Origin of the sequence: Litorilituus lipolyticus, from assembly GCF_006439335.1 — a bacterium.
Lineage (GTDB): Bacteria > Pseudomonadota > Gammaproteobacteria > Enterobacterales > Alteromonadaceae > Colwellia > Colwellia lipolytica.
Map to the genome: position 1 here is coordinate 80725 of NZ_SAWY01000003.1, position 20803 is coordinate 101527.

Sequence of the window (20803 nt, forward strand, 5' to 3'; positions counted from 1 at the left end):
ACAAACTTAGCTTAAGGCCATGACAACTTTTTCAGATTTTAATTTTTGCGTTAAAATCGCCACTAAACCTGCAGTGATAGCAATAGTTACACCGCTTGTTGCAAGTATTGCTAACCAGTTAACCTCAACCCCTTTAAAGACATCTTCCATAATCAATGATTGTCCCGCAATTGGCACCCAATCTAACCATTGTGGGCGATCGTCCATCATCATAAGAACAAAAGGAACAAAAGCAGGGATGGCAATAACCATACTTACCGTTGATTGTGCTTCTTTAAAGCTTTTCGCTTGAAAAGCTAAAAATAACTGACAAGCTGAAGCGAAGAAACAAATAGGTAATAACAGTAAAAACAGTGTTAAGCCTTTCGTGAAGCCCAAGCTAAATGTTGCGCCAATTTTAGTTAAATCGACAAAACCAACTGAAATCGATGAAAGCACTAAAACTAATGCCACACCAATAACCGCGATAGTGGAAGCACCGCACAGTTTCGCAAGAACTATTTTTAAAGTACTTACTGGCTGGCACAGTAACATTTCAAGAACGTTACGCTCTCTTTCACCTGCACTAGAATCAATGGCAACAGATAATCCAGACATAAAGGCTGCCATAATCATGTATAACCCCATCATCATAGAAATCATAATGAATGTGGCATCAGGCATAGAAGTATCTTGTTCAACTAATTTAACCGGATTGAGTAGCCTAATATCAACACCGCGTAGTAATAAGCGCTTGTAGCCAATTGACAGTGAAAAATCTCTTATTGCATTATTAATACGACGAACAGGCGGCGAAACGGCTTTATCATTAAAGTCTGCTTGTAAATGAACTTTAATCGTTTTGCCATCAGCCATATCTTGGCTGTACGACTCAGGAATATTGATAACAATATTTCTTTCATCCCAAATAGCTTTATCCTTTTCAGGGATATCGGCAAAATCGAGTAAATTCTCTTTTTTCAGATGTGCCATTAGTTTGGGCGCATATTCCGCACCAGTGAACTTAATGTAAACCGGAGGTTTATCAACAGCTTTCTCGATGACAACTTTTGACATTACCATGATCATAATAGGAGCCATAAAGGCCATCATTAACGCCACCATTAATGCGCGTTTATCACGAAAGGCTTCTTTATATTCTTTGATAAGTAATGCTTTAAACTGACCTATATTTGAGTTCATTATGCGGCTACTCCTTCATCCGAACCTATAAGCTTAACAAATGCTTCTTCAAGTTGTGTTTCGCCAGCTAACTCACATAACTCTTGTGGGGTACCTTGAGCGGCTAACTTACCATTTGCCACGATAATGACACGATCACATAACGCAGCGACTTCTTGCATTACGTGTGAAGAGAATAAAATACAATGACCTTTCTCTTTAAATTTTGCTAAGTGTTTGCGTAAAATCCGAGTACTCATCACATCAAGTCCACGCGTTGGTTCATCTAAAACAAAGTTTTTTGGTTGATGTACTAAAGCTTGAGCTAAAGTGACTTTCATCCGCTGACCTTGTGAAAAACCAACCATTTTACGGTGTGCCAACTCTTCAAGCTCTAAGTCTTTTATGACCTGCTCAATCGCCTGTTTTTTGTTATCGCCTGTTAATCCGTGAATACTGGCGAAATAATCAATTTGTTCATAAGCGGTTAAACGCTCATATAGACCAAATTTATCAGGAAAAATACCTAACCGTGCTCGCGCTTTTAAAGGCTCTTCAGTCACTTTTATACCATCAATTGTGGCAAACCCTTCATCGGCAGAAAGTAAGCCGTATAAAGTACGTAAACAGGTTGTTTTACCCGCACCATTAGGACCTAAGATACCGGTGATCTCTCCGTCTTTTGCTGTAAAAGACAAGCCATCCAGTGCTTTTACAGTATTCTTTTTATCTTTAAAGCTTTTATGTAAATTATTTACTTCAATCATTATTTATTTCCTTATATAGCCTATTCAACGCCGTTTACGCTGGTCATAAAAGTTTCTTCTGGAACGTCTTCAAGGCAAGACTCATCAAGAGATTTAGGATCTTTACTTGTTAAAAATTCGCCAATGATGTTGCTCGCACAAGTGCTCATAGCGACAGTATGAGAGGCATTTTTAACAATAATATGCTTACTGTTTGATAGTGTCTTTGCAGGAAAATCTCCATTACTTGGTGGAGTAACAGGATCTAAATCTCCCGAAAGAATTAAAGTTGGCACACTGGCTGTTACTGGCTGATAAAAATCTTCGCTTGGTCTATATTGTGGGAATAATGGACAAATAAGCTCCCAAGCTAAATGACTTGCCGCCCCGTCAAAATCATTGGCAGCATCAATTTCTCGCATTTTTGCTGACACTTTCGGAATATCTTCATTACAGACAATATTGAACAATAAGCCAGTGTAAACGAGTTGCTCACCTTCTGTGCGAGCAATTAGGCCAATTAATGGTTGGTAATTACCCAAATAAGCTTGATGAATAACTAAAGGCACCATTGAACGACCTTCTACGCCATAAAGTTGAAAGCGTAAATTACCCGTAAACTTTGTATCATCTAAAACAAATTGTGTTGGTGTTCCTAATCGAGGGTGTTGAATATCCAACGTTATTGGTTCTTTTGCTAGACGTGCTTTAACCGCTTGGAACTCTTCTGCTAAATTGGGAAATACTTTATGACATGACTCACTATTTTTACAGTTATCTAATAATAAATTAAATGATCTCGCACCTGATTGCCCAAACATCCCTATCGGTACTTCTATAGGGCCGACACTATCTAATACCGCGCTTTCTAAAGACTCAGGGAACATTCTTAAATAAACTAATCCTGCGCGTGTCCCGTATGAACCACCATATATATTAATTTTTTCATGGCCTAATGCCACGCGAATAGCATCAAAATCTCGAATAGCATTTTCTGTGTTGAATTGACTCACATCGCCTTTAAATTGACTAACACAGCTTTTTACATCTTCTATGTTTAAATCTTCTGGTAAAACTCTGTATACATCTTCTTCATCTTCTAAATCGCACTCTAACGCACTACTCTGTCCCGTACCGCGTTGATCAACGAGAATAATATCGCGCGTTTTACGAATTTCTCTAAAGACCCTATTTAACGATGTTGCTAATTCAACAGCCGCTTGGCCAGGACCACCTGCTAAAAACATTAACGGTGCTTTATATTCACTGTTATCAATTGCAGGTAATACAGCAAAGTTAACGGATATTTTATCACCGCTGTTATTAGCGTAGTTTTCAGGCACCTGTAAAGTCCCACATTTTACCTTTGAGCGAATTTCACCTAGGTGACAGTCTTCCACGGTTAGTGCTTGATTATCAGCCCAACTATTATTTACGACTGCTAATAAACTTGCAGCCATGAGTTGTTTCCACATTATTTTCATTTTTATTTCCTTAATAAAGCTCAAATAGGTAGTCGCAGCATTTTCGCTTTTATTACATTATTTTTCATTTTTTTAATTAAAAGTTTTTAATTGGCTGATTTAACTAAAATTTAATCAATATTTAATTTTTTTTTAACGAAGCCATTCCAATATGTTTCAATAAAAGATATTGTTTAACTATTGAGTTTTATTTGTGTTGGAGATGTTATGGAATTAAACCAATGGGTAGATGAGTTATTTGAAGTATTCGATGAAGACAAGGATGGTGTTATCAGTCGAAGCGAGTTTGTAGAATTAATTGATGTACTTCTACAAGACAAAGGTATTCGCATGTGCGAAACCATTTTTAATCGTTTTGATACAGACCATACCAATTCAATTTCAAAAGATGAATTGAAGAATATGGTTATCGAGCTAGCCTTATAAATACTTTAATTAGCTTATTTTTAAACTAGATATTACGTTAATCCTCACATAATTTCCTTTATCGCAAGGGCTTTAATTGGCCCTCTCTGCGATTTCTATTCCAATAATTTCTATTTGAAACTTCTTAATTAAGCTATGGCGACATTGCCTAGTTTAAACGCGGCTTTATATCTTTGTCTTTTTGGTGTACACTTGTACGCTGAAAAATCAAATATTCTGGAAATTTTATGCCAACAGCAGTATCAGGTTATTGCGCTAAAGAAGAGAAAGCAAATAGCATCAGTCATGGCATAGGAGCTATTTTAAGCTGTATTGCTCTATTTTTACTTATCTCACAATCGTTCTCCCATGAAATTAGCCAATACAGTGCAGTATCTCTTACAAGTTATATTATTTATGGCTCCAGTTTACTTATTTTGTTCCTAGCATCGACTTGCTATCACGCAACGACTAGCCCTAAATTAAAACCGATTTTTAAACTCTTAGATCACTGTGCTATTTATTTACTTATAGCAGGCACCTATACGCCTTTATTACTTATTACACTCGCAGGGCCTTTAGGTTATACCTTACTTGGCATTATCTGGTGTATCGCAATCGCAGGCATTGGCTTTAAAGTTAAATTTGGTAACCAATATAAAAAACTCTCACTCATGACATATATTGGTATGGGCTTTATTTCATTTGGTATTATAGGCAAACTCAGTCAACAACTACCCACACAAGCAATTGTATTGCTAGCCTTAGGTGGCTTTATTTACTGTGTTGGCGTTATTTTTTATGTCAAAAAACATATTCCGTATACTCATGCCATTTGGCATTTATTTGTATTAGCTGCTGCTATTTGCCATTTTTTGATGATTTATTGGTACGTCTGATAAATACATGAAAATTGATTAACTATCATTGCGCGTTGATCTACCACAAAACAAATTCACCTTAGATAAGCGATCATAAGATAATATTTTTTATTCATATTATTTCCTATGTCCGCTATCCCACAATATGCTGTAGATCTCCCAGAAGGTCACCCTGTAAAAGTTTACCTCGAAGAAAATGCCTTAATTCGTACTTTGCTAAAACAAATTATCGAAATTGATATTAGCAATGATTTTGAAACCTTCTTTAATGTATTTAATCAACTTGCAACGGTAGAAAAACGCTTTGCCCGAAAAGAAAACCAATTATTCCCATATCTAGAAAAACACGGCTGGACAGGCCCTAGTCAAGGTATGTGGGCTTTTCATGATAAAATACGAGAGCATTTCAAATCGATTAGAGAATGTATAACCAATAAAGATTACTTTCACATAGAAGCTATCATTTATGACATTGCCGATGATCTGCAAGGGTTAATGCACATAGAAGTGATACGTTTATTCCCCAATGCGCTCGAGCTTCTTTCAGAAGACGAATGGAAAGAAATGCGCTCAGGTGATGAAGAAATCGGCTGGATGCTTTCTGAAGACCCAGTACCCTACCCCGCAATTGAAGCGGGTGAAACGCGTCGAGAACAGCGCTTACCTTTTTCTACAAAAGATCGCATTCGCTTAAATGAAGGATTCATGACAGGCGAACAACTCAATTTAATGTTGCAATTTATGCCTGTTGATTTAACTTATGTCGATGAAAATGACAGGGTTATTTTTTATAACCGTGGTGAAAATCGTGTGTTTCCACGCTCTGCGGGTGTAATAGGTCGAGAAGTAAAGTTCTGTCACCCTCCTAAATCGGTAGATACAGTTTTACAAATACTCGAAGCGTTTAAAGATGGCAGCCAAGATAGCGCTGAATTTTGGATTAACTATAAAGACAGAAAAATTCATATTCGTTATTTCGCTATTCGCGATTATGAAAATAATTACAAAGGTGTAATCGAAATGTCTCAAGATATAACCGACATATTAAATATTGAAGGGCAAAAACGATTATTAGATTGGGAATAGCAACTAAGCAACTTAGTTAAACATAAATAGCAGTTCAACAAGATATAAAAATACCCCTCTATCGTAAGATAGAGGGGTATGACATAACATGAATAGACTTATCTATTAACTATTAGAAAGCATAGCGTGCTTCGAAACTAACATAACGAGCACCTAAACGAGAAGTTGTTCTACCCCAATCAGGGTTTAACTCAATACCGTTTGCACCATCACGAGTACGTGTTTGGTTAACACCAGTTTGCGTATCAGAGTCAAATACATTGTAAACAGTGGCTTTAAGCATTAAATCTCCACCGCCTAACTCAATGTTATACGCCAAGCTTAAATCTAATTCTTGAGTCCAGTCAGTAGTACCTGCTGAACCTCGTGGTGCAGGATTGCCGTTCTCATCGTAGAAAGATGTGTGACCGTAGTAACGAGAGTAACAATCTTCCCATACTGAACCAGCCTCACAACTATCCACACCTTCAGGGTGCATACCAAGTTTATTGATTGGAGAGCCAGAAGCAATAATTGCATTAAAGCCAAATGTTAAATCTTCAGTAATGTTATAGAAGCCATTTAGTTTAAATGCATGACGCTTATCATTAGGTAAATCACCATTACCGTGATCCATTAAATCAGCATAATCGTAAGAAGTAGTCCAGCCTGGATCAGCCTGACCATTATCTGTCTTAACTAAACCTTCAGTATTACCCCAACCGTGCGACCAAGTATAAGAAGCATTATAGGTAAAGCTATCACCAGCAATACCAGAAAGTGTTGTTTCTAATGCACCATATTGACGTTCTGCAGGTGGTAAACCAAGCTCTGATGCTGGGATAAACATAGTATCAATAGTGCCATCACCATCAAAGTCATACTTCATTTCGAAATCTTCGCCTGGGTTAGCTAATACATAACCTGGCGTAGCTCCGTCAGCTGGTGTAATACCGTTAGCTTCAAAGTATTTAGTTGCAACACCTTCGTAATCAGTATCTTCAATTGAACGACCTAAATCACGGTAAATAGCGCGCATGCCTAGCACCATATCACCATCCATAAGCTCTTGTTCAAAACCTAAAGTAATTTCATCATTGTACATAGACTCTAAGTTAGAAGTTGCTTTTAATGCAGGTTCGGTAGTACCGTCTTGTGCAATATAAGTACTTACATGATCACCTGTAGATGGAGAACCATCAGGTAGTAATATAACTTCACCGTTAGCGTCAGTGTCACCAATTAAATAATAATCATGTACATCACGACGTGCACCACCTTGAACGATGTTCATATTTGCAGATACAGGCTGATAGTAACGACCATATGTTGCATAAACTTTAGTCGCGCCATCTCCAAATACATCATAAATTGCTTGTAAACGTGGAGCTATTTGCCCTTTTACATCAACATATTTACGACCATCTGGAACTGTATTTGAAACATCAGCATAACGTAAACCTAAGTTTAATACTAACTGATCAGTAACATTCCAAGTATCTTGAATGTAAAGTGCTGTTGATGTAACTTCAGAGTCACTGAAGTCAGTACGAATACGTTGTTTAACATAAGGTGTACCTGCTGGAATACCTGATACATGACCATCCCATGCATAACCTACATCCCACCAACCTTCGCGGCCTGGTACACCATTTGGACGTGCTTGATAATCTACATCAATATGCGTGTAATCTAAACCAAATTTAATATCATGGTTATCTAGCGTCCAGTTAAAGTCAAAACGGAACTGATCACGGATAAACTCACTTTCTCTAACTGTTGAATCAGTATGAGACGAGATAATTTTCCATGAACCAGTCATTTGTGACCAAACTAACGGATCAGAGTTTTCAACTGCATTATAAGTTTTATCAACTGTGCGACCAGCAATTACCTCTACTGATAAGTCATCAGTTAATAGGCCAGTATATTTTAAACCGTAAACATCACCACCAGAGCGAGATGCATAAGTACCTGTTGACTCACCAACTTCCTGTGTTTCCCAGTTATTTTTATAACTAGTACCTTTACCTTTTTTAGTAAAACCAATCGTAGTAAATTCTATTGAATGCTCATCATTAATATACCAATCTAACTTACCGAAATATCGATCTGAGGTTGTCGAACCATCATCCAACGTCGTGCTATGTGCTGCTCTATAGTCATTTTCTTGAGGTGCATATAAAGCATAGAAGAACAAGCTATCTTCTACAATTGCACCGCTTGCCCAAATAGATGCACGTGTAAAAGTACTTTCATCTTGAGCTGAATTGCTGTAAACGCTACCATCTGAATTTAATAGATTATCATGATGACTGCGTGTTGCTTCAGGATCAATGCGGCCATATGCACCAAATTCAAATTCATTTGAACCTGATTTTGATATAGCGTTGACAATACCACCTAATGCACCACCAAACTCAGGGTCAATACCACCAGTTTTAATTTCTGTTTGAGAAATAGCTTCCCATGGCAAATCAATTGAGCCTATACCTGTTTTGATAGTTGTGATGTTAATACCGTTTAAGTAATAACCATTTTCAGCTGAAGAACTACCACCAATACTTGCACCACCAAATGCCGTATTACCTGTTGTACCCGGTGCTAGTAAAGCCATTGCTTCAAAGCCACTTTCTACTGGCATTTTAGCTAAATCACCGGCAGTAACAACAATACCACCTGTTGATGACTCTAAATCAACACGACTAATACGTGAACCTGTTACAGAAATACGTTCAATATCAGCATCAGTGTTACCTTCTGCAAGCAAAACACCATTATAAATAATGGCACCACCAACAGTAACTTCTAAATCACTCTTTTGAATGGTATCAAAACCTTCTTTAGTGATAGTCATGGTGTATTCACCAACAGGAAGTTTTCTTAAGGTATATGAACCGTCAGCATTTGTAGTAACTGTACGAGTTATATTTTTACCTTTGTGCTTCAGTGTAATAGTTGCACCACTTGTTGCAACATCAGATGTATCAGTGATGACACCTTTCACTGAACCGTTAAAAGTATCAGCTGCCATAGCACTCGGAGCAGATAGCATTAATGCTGTACCTACTGCAATTGCTGCTAATGACTTCTTAGGCGTAAAACTCGCCTTGATGAACTTAGCCATAGTTATTCCTTAATTGTTATGTAGTTATTATTAAATTATTTTGTTTTTAGAAATTATGTTCTTTTATTTAATGCGCACGGATAATTCTACGTGACAAACATATTGCATACAATATATTCAGAATCAGTATATTGTACACTCACAATGTGATCAATAGCTTTTTATCCCTTTTATATGACAATTAAATATAACCTTAATTAACAGTACATTACCTATAATTACGACTAATTTCGTACAAATAACAATCGCAGAAAAGCCTTTTTTTGTACAAAAAGGCAATTACTTTTCAAGAAAGGGGAGCATTTGAAGGGATTTGTTACAATTAACCAACGGTTAATTATCAATCTAAATATAACTAAGGTACACTCAGTTATATCAAGAAAAGTTATAATCAATTTTACAAATTTATTTGGGGAATATGCTTAAATTAAAGGCACTTTTAACAGCCTATTTTCAAACGGGCCTCACCGATAAAAAATACGATGATTCAAATCGACGAATATATGTAGTTAACTTATTTTCATTCGTAGGTATGGTTATCACAGGCCTGATGTCATTCAACGCCTTTATCCAGCAAGATTATCTCCTTGCTTTAGTACTATTCATTGCAAGTATTATTTACTTCTCTGGCTACTTGCTTCAGAAAAAAACCCATAATACCGTATTATCAACTGCATTCATTCTGTACTCACTGATCTTTTTAATGATCTATTTAGTCTACAGTGGCGGAGTCAATAATACAGGGCCTTTATGGATATTTATTATTCCCCCTGTCGCCTTATTTATGCATGGACTGAAGCGTGGTGTAATCGATAATTTAGTTTTTATCGTCGTAATAAGTTTTATTATGTTCTATCAAAATGGTGCACTTCTCGACACTGAATACTCATTTCAATTTAAAACACGGCTTATATATAGTTATTTAACAGTAACTTTTCTTTCAAGCTTTTATGAGTTCTCTCGAAATCGTACTTATCAATACACTTTAGAACTCAGTAAAAAATATGAATTGCTAGCTAAACTCGACCCGCTTACAAAGCTTTCCAATAGAAGAGATGCACTGTTATTACTCGAGCAAGAACATAGCAAACAAAAACGCAACCCAATGAACATCTCTCTCATTCTCTGTGATGTAGATAAGTTTAAACTTATTAATGATACCTACGGCCACAACTTTGGCGATAAAGTGTTAATTCAGTTAGCTGAATGTTTTCAAAATGCTTTACGAGAGCAAGATATTATTTCTAGGTGGGGCGGTGAAGAGTTTTTATTTATTTTGCCAGAAACGTCTTTGCGAGATGCAAATATCTTAGCTGAAAAAATTCATCGCCTTGTGCGTAATCTACAATGCCAGCATGATAAAACAACGATTCATATAACAGTAAGTATGGGTATAAGTGAATTAACAGCAACCCAACGAATTAGAGATGCAATTAACATTGCGGACAAGTGTTTATATCAGGCAAAAGTTAGCGGCAGAAATCAAACTATTTCCACTTTAGCAGAATAACAACTAAAACCAGTAAAAACAAAAAAGCCTTAGCGTAAGCTAAGGCTTTAATATGGTGCCCCGACCCGGAATTGAACCAGGGACACGAGGATTTTCAATCCTCTGCTCTACCAACTGAGCTATCGGGGCTTTCTACTAGAAGGCTGATTCAGCATTGCTAGAGAGCGCGTATAATATCGATATTTGCTAACGCTAGCAACCATTATTTTTAATCTTAGTAATAATAATTTCAAGGCGATAAGTTATAACTCAAACTCACTAAAATCGAGGTCACTATCTTTACTCGTTTGAGTTTTTTCAGGTGGATCTAACAGCGAAGGTTGTAAATCAATTTCATTAGATTGTTGTTCTACAGTCTTACTTTTCCCTTGGCCTAACTTACGTTTTCGACGTTGAATACAGCGCTTTATTACCTTTTGTTTATCATCATTATCAAAGCTTCCCCATCCTTGACGTTCATCACGTGTACGCATACAGCCAAGGCAATACCCTTTTTCATCTGATTGGCAAATGCCAACACACGGACTCGGTATATCAAAAAAATCAAGCTGCATACTACTGATAGCTTTGCTCCTTAACGATCTCTAAATAAACAGTGCACTAAAGTACTATATTTGGAAGTATAACTTAATAGTGCACTTTTTTTTAAGGTGATTAAGCCAGTTTATCAGTCGCTATATGATAGTCTGGATCTTCAATAAGATTTAACTCAACTAACTTATCGGCCTTTTCTAGCAAACTCTTACACTCTTGGTTCAAATGTTTTAAATGCATTGTTTTACCACGTGAAAGATAACGTTCAGCTAAAGTGTCAATTGCTTCAATGGCTGAATGATCAGCAACTCTGGCATTCTTGAATTCAACAATCACATCATCACTATCCTCATCAGGTGTGAACTGCTCGAGAAAATTAGAGATTGAACCAAAGAAAATAGGCCCTGTTACTTCATAAACAGTAGAGCCTTTCTCATCAAAAGTACGTGTTACCAGAATATGCTTGGCGTGTTCCCACGCAAAAACTAATGCTGAAACAATAACGCCAACAACAACTGCAATTGCTAAATCTGTTGCCACCGTAACACCAGAAACTAAAATAATGACAAAAGCATCAGCTTTAGGCACTTTGCCTAAAATTCGAAAACTAGACCATTCGAACGTACCAATAACCACAATAAACATGACACCAACAAGTGCTGCTAGTGGGATAATCTCAATCAATCCTGAAGCAAATAAAATAAAGCCAAGTAGCGCTAGCGCGGCTGTAATACCTGACGCTCTACCACGACCACCAGAGTTAACATTGATCATTGATTGACCAATCATGGCACAACCACCCATCCCACCAAAGAACCCCGTTACCGTATTAGCTGCACCTTGAGCCATACATTCCTTATTACCACGGCCACGAGTGCCTGTTAATTCATCAATTAAAGTTAAAGTTAGTAAAGATTCAATTAAACCAATTGCGGCAAGTACCAGAGCAAAAGGAAGAATAACTTTTAATGTTTCCAAGTTAAAAGGGACATTTGGAATCGAGAATTGTGGTAGACCGCCCGCTATAGAAGCCGCGGGGTCATTCGTCATATCACGAACAAAATCAACAACCGTTCTAGCTTCTAACCCTAAGCTTTGTACTAAAACAGTTACCACCACAATCGCAACTAAAGAAGAGGGTACGGCTTTTGTCAATTTCGGAAGTAAATGAATAATCGCCATAGTCAACAAGATAAGTCCTGCCATAGTGAACAGCGCATTACCTTGCATCCAAACCAACTCACCAGCTTCATTAGTCACTTTAAATTGACCTAGTTGAGCTAAGAAAATAACAATGGCTAAACCATTAACAAAACCAAGCATTACAGGGTGTGGCACTAATCGAATGAACTTACCTAATTTAAACACTCCAGCCAGGATTTGTAATAACCCCGTGAGCACCACTGTGGCAAACAAATATTCCACTCCATGAATGGCGACCAGACTAACCATTACAACAGCCATTGCCCCTGTTGCACCAGAAATCATACCAGGTCTGCCACCAAATATTGACGTAATAAGACCAACCATAAATGCAGCGTATAAACCAACTAACGGTTCTACACCCGCAACAAAGGCAAATGCTACGGCTTCAGGTACTAAAGCAAGTGCAACCGTTAAACCAGATAGCACATCATTCTTTAAATTTGCGACTTTACTCGCGTGTAATTCAAACATTATTTTCTCATTGTTTTGATAAAAACTCAGCCGAAGTGACTAAGAGAATTTTAGGTAATCTTAACTACACCTACAAAACAGTATAGGCATAAAATTCAAGATTTATAGTGATTTTGAGGGGCGAGAATACTATAGATTATAAGGAAAAATGTCAATATTTGCCTACTTTTAATACACCTTGCGATGTATAAAAAGCAAACAAATAATTTAAGACATAAACGCTCTAGCTATTATTAGCTTCGCGTTGTTCTAAAAAGCTCTTAATCTCATCTCTTGAGCCAAGGATATGTTGACGTAAAATCTCTACACCTTTTTCAACATCGCCATTTTTACAACATTCTAATAACTGGTTATGCTCTGGACCTGCTTTCGAAATACCACCTGCCCATAGCAAGTGCATACGAATATATCTATCAGCATTTTTATTTAAAGTATTAACTAAATCTTGTGTTTGAGGACGATTAGCTGCTGAATATAAACAATTATGATAATTAGAGTTAAGTTCACTCCATGTGTTGGCAGCATTTTCTTTACCAAGTGCTTTATCTAAATTATTTAAAATATCGGTCGCTTCAGCGATTTTAGCTTCAGTTAAATGTGGTAGCGATGCTGCTAACAAATTACATTCAATCATTGCACGTAATTCAAAAAGCTCATCTACTTGATCTGCATTCAATTCTGTTGCTGTTGCGCCCTTGTGTGGCTCAAAAGATACTAAGCCTTCTGCTTCTAACTGAAGTAATGCTTCACGTACTGGAATACGGCTTACATTAAGTTCATCAGCTAAGGCTGCTTGCCTTAATGGATCACCGGCTTTAATTTCACCACTAAGTATTTTTTCTCTTAGGGTTTCAACCACTAGCTGTGTTCTGGTTTTATAAACTATTGTCATAACTTTCTTCCTAAAAAATATGCATTATATTATAAGGCTTACTTTGCATAAAACCATAAAAAAAGGAGCTATTTTTCAATAACTCCTCATTTTTTTTAATTATTTACCCATTTTTGTCTTATTTCAGCAAACTTGGCAATAATTCTTCTGGCATGTTCTGGTAACAAATTGGTCTTTGGAAGCGAGTAATTGCTTTACTACCAACAGAAGTAGTACGTAAATCTGTTGAAGCAGGGAATGGACCACCATGATTCATTGAAGCACAAACTTCTACACCTGTAGGCATTTGGTTATAAATCAAACGACCTACTTTATGTACTAACAACTGCGCAATTTGACGGGTAGCGTCTAAATCAGCTTCAACTGCATGAATAGCACCTGTTAGTTGACCTTTTATGTAAGAGATAAACTCTTGCTGCTCAGCAGCATCTTTACAACGTACGATTAATGCAGTTGAACCAAATACTTCTTCTCGAAGTAAATCAGTATTTTTAAAAGTAGCTAAATCAGCAGAGAATAAATAAGCACTTGCATGGTGAGCCACATCCGCCGCTTTACCTTTAGCGACTATAGTTGCACCTGAATTTTTCCACGCTTCAACGGTTGCAATATAACCTTCGGCCATTTTAGGCGTAAGCATTACACCAGCTGGTTGCTCACAAATTGCTTTTGCAGCAGCCGCTTCAAATGCAGCATAATTATCGTCTTCTACAATAGCCCATACACCTGGACTAGTACAAAATTGTCCTTGTCCCATCATTAAGGAAGCAACTAGGCCTTGCGCTAACACTTCACCATCTTGAGCAACTTTATTTGCCATGATCATTTGTGGGTTAAGGCTACCTAATTCACCGTAGAAAGGAATAGGCTCAGGACGTTCATTTATTTGCTGCTGTAAAATTAAACCTACGCGTTCTGAACCAGTAAAACCAACGGCTTTTACTAATGGGTGAGTAACAATTTGGCTTGCAATTGCATAGTTTTTACCTTGAAGTAATGAGAACACACCTTTAGGTAATTGACAGATTTCAATGGCTTTTAAAATGGCTTGTGCTACTAACTCTGCCGTTCCTGGGTGTGCAGCGTGAGCTTTCATTACTACCGGACAACCAGCCGCTAAAGCAGAAGCAGTATCGCCCCCCGCAGTTGAGAATGCTAACGGGAAATTGCTTGCAGCAAAAACACCAACAACACCTAATGGAATGTAACCTAAACGAGTATCAGGTTTAGGCAATGGTTCACGTTGAGGGTCTGCTAAATCAATAACACCTTCATATTCGCCACTGTCTAATAAATCAGCGAATAAGTTCAATTGACCAACAGTACGACCACGCTCACCTTGAATACGCATTGCTGGTAAGCCCGTTTCAGTTGTCGCTATTTCAACTAACTCATCACCTAGCGCAACAATTTGCTCACCAATGGTACGTAAAAATTGTGCACGTTGTGCTGGTGCTAATGTGCCAAACGTTTTAAATGCTTCATTTGCTGAAACGATTGCTTCATTAATTTCAGCTTCAGTTGCATCAGCGTATGATTGTAGTAACGCTTCACCAGTATTTGCATCGAATGCAGTAAAACCACCTTCTACTTTGCCAGTCCACTCACCAGCAACTAAATTTTTTCCTGAAATAGTCATAATTATCTCTTCATTAATTAAATCACACGTTCATGTAATACATTTGAAATTGTCTTCTTAAAAGGCACTACAGCCTAGTTCACGATAAAACCAAACGCATATGGATCATCATCATCAATGGTTATCGTGTTTTGTCCAAATACATGCGCCCAACCTTGGATACTCGGTTTAATTGCCGTAATTTCTCCATTTGGGGTTGATATTTGAACCGTATCTTCAATTCTGCCTATAAACTGACTGCCTATATAGCTTTCATGAATAAAGGTATCACCTGCTTTTAAATGACCTTTTGCAAAGAGCTGAGCCATACGTGCACTTGTTCCTGTGCCACATGGTGACCTATCAATGGCTTTATCACCATAAAAAACAGCATTAGCTGCATCTGAATTGTGTTCTTGGCCTTTACCAGTCCATAGCACGTGAGATACACCACATACTGTAGGGTCATCAGGATGAATACATGATACCGCTCTGCTTGCCGCTTCTCTCACAATTGGACTCCATTGCAATATTTCACTGGCACTCCATTCATCAATACCAGGGAAATTATCTTGAGGTTCAACGATAACGTAATAGTTTCCACCATAGGAAACATCCACCGTTAGTGAGCCTAACCCTTCAATTTCTAAAGTAACATCGCGGTGAGCTAAGTAAGCAGCAACATTAAATATTTTTACAGAAGTGATTTTTTTCCCTTCTTGCTGATACTCAACCCTAATTTGACCTGCGGGCACATCGAGTACTAACTGACCAGGCTCTTTCGGGGTAATAAGGCCAGCCTCAAGCGCCGAAGTAACTGTGCCAATGGTGCCATGGCCACACATAGGTAAGCAGCCAGAAGTTTCAATAAAAAGAATACCTGCATCGGCATTGTCACTACAAGGTGGGTAAATAAAAGCTCCAGACATCATGTCATGACCACGGGGCTCAAACATCAAGCCTTGTCTTATCCAATCATAATTTTCTAAAAAATCCTGACGCTTTTCACTCATGGTACTTCCTTTTAAATTTGGATGACCACTGGTAACTAATCTAACTGGATTCCCACATGTGTGTGCATCAATGCATGCATATGTGCCTTTTATCATAACTTTCCCTACGGTTTATCTGCTAAAAAGCCCACCTTATTACCTTAAGGTGAGCTACGTTAGCTTATTCTAAATCAATTTAAACCTATTAAAGGTTAAACTTTGTTAAGTCAATGCGCGTTGCAGCGGTATCATTTAAAATCTTTTTACGTTAGCACGTGTTAGCTCTGAACAACGATCTGCTAGTTGCTCTTATAATTTAATACATTGAACTAATCTTTAAAAAAATCAAAATACTGCATAAGTATCGCTAGCATTTATATAGCATATTGTATACAATAATTCAAAACAAGCAAGTCTTAATTTCATTATTGTATAAGAAGTTTTATATAATGTCTCAATCGTCTGAGTTGTAATATGGGAAAAGTACGATGAAAAACAGTAGTAACAAACATATCGCTGTAATCGGAGCAGGTATAGTAGGTATTAACTGTGCCTTAACACTAAGAACACTTGGTTTTCAAGTAACCTTACTTGATAAAGAAGGTATAGGGGCTGGCTGCTCGCAACGTAATGCTGGCCATTTTGCAACAGAGCAAGTATTCCCACTAGCAGAATCAAGTTTACTATGGCAACTACCTAAGCTCTTGCTTGATCCGCTTGGGCCTATGGCATTATCACCAACGTACTTTCCAAAAGCGCTACCTTGGTTTTTACGGTTTATGGCAAATATGCCGACTAATACCCGCAACAAAAACAGCGACGCTATAAAAGCACTAAATGAAAATGCTATCGAGTATTACAAGCCGCTATTGAAAGAGGCAAACGCAGAGCATTTACTGACCACAGATGGCAGTTTGCTTGTATTTGAAGATACGCCATATAAAGAAGTAGAAAAGCACTGGCAGCATTACCATAATGCAGGCGTTAGCGTTGAGCTATTAGACAGAGAGAAAACAATCTCATTAGAGCCTAACTTGAGTGACAAAGTTAACTACTCCTTATTCTTCACCGATGTAGGTCATACCGCAAGCCCAGCTCAAATATGTGATGTGTTAGCTAAATTAGCCTTTACCAAAGGTGTGACGTATAAAAAGTTATCCGTTACAAATATTACTACAAATGATAATGATGTTACGATACATAGCGATGATAAATCATTAACTTATGATCAATTAGTTATTGCTACTGGCGCATGGTCAAAAGAAGTGCTTGCTAAGCTTGGTTATAAATTACCCTTAGAAGTAGAACGTGGCTATTCCCTAGATTTACCTGAAAATAGCAATAACATACCGTCACTCTCTAGACCTGTCGCCTCAGCAGAGAGAAAATTCATCATGACACCGATGCAACATGGCCTTAGGCTATCAGGTACCGTTGAATTTGCAGGGTTAAAACAAAAGCCAAACTACAAACGTGCTGACTTATTATTTAAGCACGCTGAAAAACTTATTGATGATATCAGTCCATTTGACCCAAACACTGCCGATGAAGACCAGCGTTGGTTAGGTTTTAGACCTTCATTGCCTGATTCATTACCTGTTATAGGCGAAACACCTCGACACAAGAATATATTCTGTGCACTCGGCCATCAGCACTTAGGATTAACACAAGGCGCCATTACTGGTAGCTTAATAGGTCAACTGATATCGGGAGAAAAAACAGATATAGATTTAACACCTTATAGTTTAGCGCGTTTCAACTAGTAATAGGTAAACTACTCTAGATATTATTTAGGCTAACCTGTGCCAATTAGTGACGGTTTTTCAGCTGCAATACTAATTGGCACTTTCACTTTAAAACATACCCCTTGTTCAACTTTTAGCAACTCCACGGTCCCACCCAGCTTTGCGTCAATTAAATTGAATACGATATTAAGACCTAAACCTGAACCACCTTGCCCACGCTTTGTCGTTACAAACGGTTCAAATATCTTATCTTCCACTTCTTGGGGTATGCCTTTACCATTATCAGTGTACAGTAGTGTTATAAAGCCATTCTTTTCTGATAGGCTAATTGTAATTACGCCTTCTTTTATACCGTCGAAGCCATGAATATGAGAGTTAACTAAAAAGTTAGTGATAACTTGGTTCCATGCACTTGGAAAAGTCAATACCTTTAATTCATCGTCTAGTTCAAGTTTTATATTATAGTTTTTTTGCTTAAACATTGTTTTAACAGTATTCACGACATCACGAATATGTTTAGCTAGCGGAATTACAACTTCAGGATCACTATGCTGCTCTACGGCTACAGACTTAAAGCTTCTTATTAAGTCCACTGACTTAATCAAACTACGTTCAATAATTTCTTGGTATTCATTAAGTAAATTTAAGGTATCAACAAGAAAAGACTTGGTAAGTTTTTCTTCATCGATAGAGCGCTGCAAATCAGTAACTTTTTCTTTTAGGGCCGTAATAGAGGTGACACAAATCCCTAGCGGGGTATTGACTTCATGAGCAACTCCAGCAACGAGTTGCCCTAATGAGGCCATTTTTTCCGATTGAACAATCTTATCTTTCGCTAATGTTAAATCATCAACACTTTGTTGTAATTGACGATTACTATCTGCAAGTTTAGCGGTTCTATCATAAACTTTTGCTTCAAGCTCTCCATTTAATCTTAGTAAAGCATTTTCAGCTTCTTCAAGCTTACCAATTTCATCCTTTAAGTTAACCCGCATCCCATTAATGGCATCAACAAGGTAATCTAACTCATCTTTTTGGGTGTAACGATTGTTTAAAGTTAACTCTTGCTCTAAGTGCTGACTATCTAATTGTTGTGCAAACTTAGTTATTTTAAATAAGTTCTTAGTTATCAAGTGGTTAACTATTATCACAATAAAGAAAGCTAATAAAAATATTTTGATAAATTCACTTGTTAAGATAAAACCGGCTTGTTGATATAAATGTTGATAGATATCTTCATAGTCAGCGTAAACTTCGAGCTTACCTACAAGGTTTTCTCCATACATAACAGGATATTCAACATATTTTTTCACTTGAATATCAGCATCACCTAATTGCGCCTGGTAATCATAATCATTGAATATTTTTACGTATTTAATATCAGGTAAATCAACAATACCTTGCAATTGAACAATCACTAAAGGTTCATTGAAATCCCAGAGGCTTGTCGCAATGGCGGGTAAATAACTTTGCTTAATGTTATCAAAGCGTTGCTCTAATAAAGAGAGATCATCTTGAAATGAAGAATAGAGTTGAACAATGGTAGAACAAATAGAAAAAAATATGCTGCACAATAATATGTAACTCAACAATCGTCGACTTAACTTATTATTCAACCCCACAGTTTTAATCATCATTATTATCGTCCATTTACCTTTTATAGTAATAAAACTAACAACTATCCTTAATTAAGGTACATCATCATTAAATGCATGTTTAGAGTAAAAGTCAACAGAGACCATCACAGTTAACAGTTTGTTAACAACAAATAAAAAAACAAATTACAACAGTAAGTCTAATCATGTTTAATTGACTGACTTAGGTTTAATCAACTAACCAAAAAACTTCCTTCAGTTCACCATTTCGTAAAAATTCAAATGAAACTTTGTCACCCTTTTTTACCTGAGAGAAATGTTGCTTTATTTTCACAGCAGAAGCCAAATCTGTTATTTTATTACCTCCAACAGACAGTAAAATATCTCCTCCAAGTAGCACCGGCGTGTGACCAATTACCACGCTAATATATCCGCCTTTAAAGCCAAGTTTATCTGCCAAAGTACCGGGAATAACATGTTGAATTAGCATGCCATGTCCTGCCGAGTTATTCAGTGCTAATGCTTTTTCTTTCGTTAATAGAAAGGGAATAAATCCTGAAAACGTACCTGGATCACTATCAATAACCTGCTGTACTGTATCAACTGATACCACAAAGCCTAAACCGTTACTTCCACCACTTTTAGAAAGAATATGACTAACAATGCCAATTATTTCACCTTTTAGGTTAAACATAGGGCCGCCTGAATTACCCACATTTATAGAAGCGTCAGTTTGCAATAAACGTGGAATTAAGGTCGACCCTGGAATTTCTTTACCGTCTCGGATACCACTTAAATAACCGACTGATAAGCTATGACTTACTCCAAAAGGTGCACCAATAATGACAACTTGCTCACCGACTTCATAACTATCTTTTTTCGCTAGCTTTATCGGTTTAATATGTGATGGTACGCTACCTGCTTGAATCATGGCTAAATCAATTAACGGCTCAATCCACACCACATGACCTGACGTTTTAGTGCCATCAGCATATTCAATTTCAATAGCGGTTGCTTTATCAATAACATGGGCGGCAGTTAAAATACGCCCTTCTTTACTTATTAGCGCACCGGAGCCTAACGATTCCGCTGTTTGTTTTTTATAGGTAACTTGACCAACCTGCGGGTCTGCGAGTGACTTAACATGTAACTCAACAACTGCTGGATTGACTTTTTTAAAGAGTTTTTGAATAGAGTTTTCAGCGCAGACAGAGGATGAAAATAAGATGACTAACAAGAGTAATAAAAGTCTGTTCATGGGTTAAATTCCTTGTAAATTATCAACCCAGTTTAAACAATATCGGAAGGTTTTTCAGTTATTTTTAACGCTACCGCATAAAAATGTTAAGATAATCACCGATCTTATTTTTA

General features: G+C 37.2%; 16 protein-coding genes and 1 tRNA gene. 5 read left to right on the top strand and 12 right to left on the bottom strand.

Annotation, left to right across the window (positions count from 1 at the left end; all coding sequences use genetic code 11):
* Positions 1-6 precede the first annotated feature (6 nt).
* Genes EPA86_RS01810 through EPA86_RS01820 form a run of 3 tightly spaced genes read right to left on the bottom strand, consistent with a single transcriptional unit; the run spans position 7 to position 3391 of the window.
* Entirely contained in the window at positions 7-1182 is a 1176-nt protein-coding gene (locus EPA86_RS01810; RefSeq protein WP_246058204.1) for an ABC transporter permease, read from the bottom strand.
* A complete protein-coding gene (locus EPA86_RS01815; protein ID WP_140601298.1) occupies positions 1182-1928 on the bottom strand; it encodes an ABC transporter ATP-binding protein in 747 nt (248 codons plus the stop codon). The genes EPA86_RS01810 and EPA86_RS01815 overlap by 1 nt, the downstream gene beginning before the upstream one ends.
* A gap of 20 nt (positions 1929-1948) precedes the next feature.
* The gene (locus EPA86_RS01820; RefSeq protein WP_140601300.1) at positions 1949-3391 is read right to left on the bottom strand and encodes an alpha/beta fold hydrolase; all 1443 of its coding nucleotides are present in this window, start codon (positions 3389-3391) and stop codon (positions 1949-1951) included.
* A gap of 207 nt (positions 3392-3598) precedes the next feature.
* On the opposite strand from EPA86_RS01820, the gene EPA86_RS01825 reads away from it, so the two are divergent.
* The 3 genes from EPA86_RS01825 (at position 3599) to EPA86_RS01835 (ending at position 5763) form a co-directional block, all read left to right on the top strand.
* Positions 3599-3817, top strand: coding sequence for an EF-hand domain-containing protein (locus tag EPA86_RS01825; RefSeq protein WP_118958269.1), 219 nt, complete (start codon positions 3599-3601; stop codon positions 3815-3817).
* A gap of 227 nt (positions 3818-4044) precedes the next feature.
* A complete protein-coding gene (gene trhA, locus EPA86_RS01830) occupies positions 4045-4695 on the top strand; it encodes a PAQR family membrane homeostasis protein TrhA (protein WP_140601302.1) in 651 nt (216 codons plus the stop codon).
* Between the two features lie 108 nt (positions 4696-4803).
* A complete protein-coding gene (locus EPA86_RS01835) occupies positions 4804-5763 on the top strand; it encodes a DUF438 domain-containing protein (RefSeq protein WP_140601304.1) in 960 nt (319 codons plus the stop codon).
* 112 nt (positions 5764-5875) lie between these two features.
* Here the strand turns inward: EPA86_RS01835 and EPA86_RS01840 are convergent, their stop codons facing one another.
* On the bottom strand, positions 5876-8869 hold the full coding sequence (locus tag EPA86_RS01840) for a TonB-dependent receptor (protein ID WP_246058205.1): 2994 nt from the start codon (positions 8867-8869) through the stop codon (positions 5876-5878).
* 418 nt (positions 8870-9287) lie between these two features.
* On the opposite strand from EPA86_RS01840, the gene EPA86_RS01845 reads away from it, so the two are divergent.
* Positions 9288-10379 carry a GGDEF domain-containing protein gene (locus EPA86_RS01845; RefSeq protein WP_140601306.1) on the top strand — a complete coding sequence of 364 codons (1092 nt, stop codon included), beginning with the start codon at positions 9288-9290 and terminating at the stop codon, positions 10377-10379.
* Positions 10380-10432: 53 nt separating this feature from the next.
* Here EPA86_RS01845 and EPA86_RS01850 read toward each other — a convergent pair.
* The 6 genes from EPA86_RS01850 to EPA86_RS01875 all read right to left on the bottom strand — a co-directional run bounded on the left by EPA86_RS01850 (position 10433) and on the right by EPA86_RS01875 (position 16209).
* Positions 10433-10508 (bottom strand) — tRNA-Phe (locus EPA86_RS01850).
* Between the two features lie 113 nt (positions 10509-10621).
* A complete protein-coding gene (locus EPA86_RS01855) occupies positions 10622-10933 on the bottom strand; it encodes a DUF1289 domain-containing protein (protein WP_140601308.1) in 312 nt (103 codons plus the stop codon).
* A gap of 100 nt (positions 10934-11033) precedes the next feature.
* On the bottom strand, positions 11034-12590 hold the full coding sequence (locus EPA86_RS01860) for a SulP family inorganic anion transporter (RefSeq protein WP_140601310.1): 1557 nt from the start codon (positions 12588-12590) through the stop codon (positions 11034-11036).
* Between the two features lie 223 nt (positions 12591-12813).
* Positions 12814-13482: a GntR family transcriptional regulator gene (locus EPA86_RS01865; protein WP_140601312.1), complete on the bottom strand. Its 669-nt coding sequence runs from the start codon at positions 13480-13482 to the stop codon at positions 12814-12816.
* 118 nt (positions 13483-13600) lie between these two features.
* A complete protein-coding gene (locus EPA86_RS01870; RefSeq protein ID WP_140601314.1) occupies positions 13601-15121 on the bottom strand; it encodes an aldehyde dehydrogenase (NADP(+)) in 1521 nt (506 codons plus the stop codon).
* Positions 15122-15195: 74 nt separating this feature from the next.
* Entirely contained in the window at positions 15196-16209 is a 1014-nt protein-coding gene (locus tag EPA86_RS01875; RefSeq protein ID WP_140601316.1) for a 4-hydroxyproline epimerase, read from the bottom strand.
* A 371-nt stretch (positions 16210-16580) separates the two neighbouring features.
* On the opposite strand from EPA86_RS01875, the gene EPA86_RS01880 reads away from it, so the two are divergent.
* Positions 16581-17855, top strand: coding sequence for an NAD(P)/FAD-dependent oxidoreductase (locus EPA86_RS01880; protein WP_140601318.1), 1275 nt, complete (start codon positions 16581-16583; stop codon positions 17853-17855).
* 32 nt (positions 17856-17887) lie between these two features.
* Here EPA86_RS01880 and EPA86_RS01885 read toward each other — a convergent pair whose 3' ends face one another.
* Both EPA86_RS01885 and EPA86_RS01890 read right to left on the bottom strand, forming a co-directional pair.
* A complete protein-coding gene (locus EPA86_RS01885) occupies positions 17888-19474 on the bottom strand; it encodes an ATP-binding protein (protein ID WP_140601320.1) in 1587 nt (528 codons plus the stop codon).
* 187 nt (positions 19475-19661) lie between these two features.
* Positions 19662-20690, bottom strand: a complete 1029-nt coding sequence (locus EPA86_RS01890; RefSeq protein WP_140601322.1) for a S1C family serine protease — start codon at positions 20688-20690, stop codon at positions 19662-19664.
* Between the last annotated feature and the right edge of the window lie 113 nt (positions 20691-20803).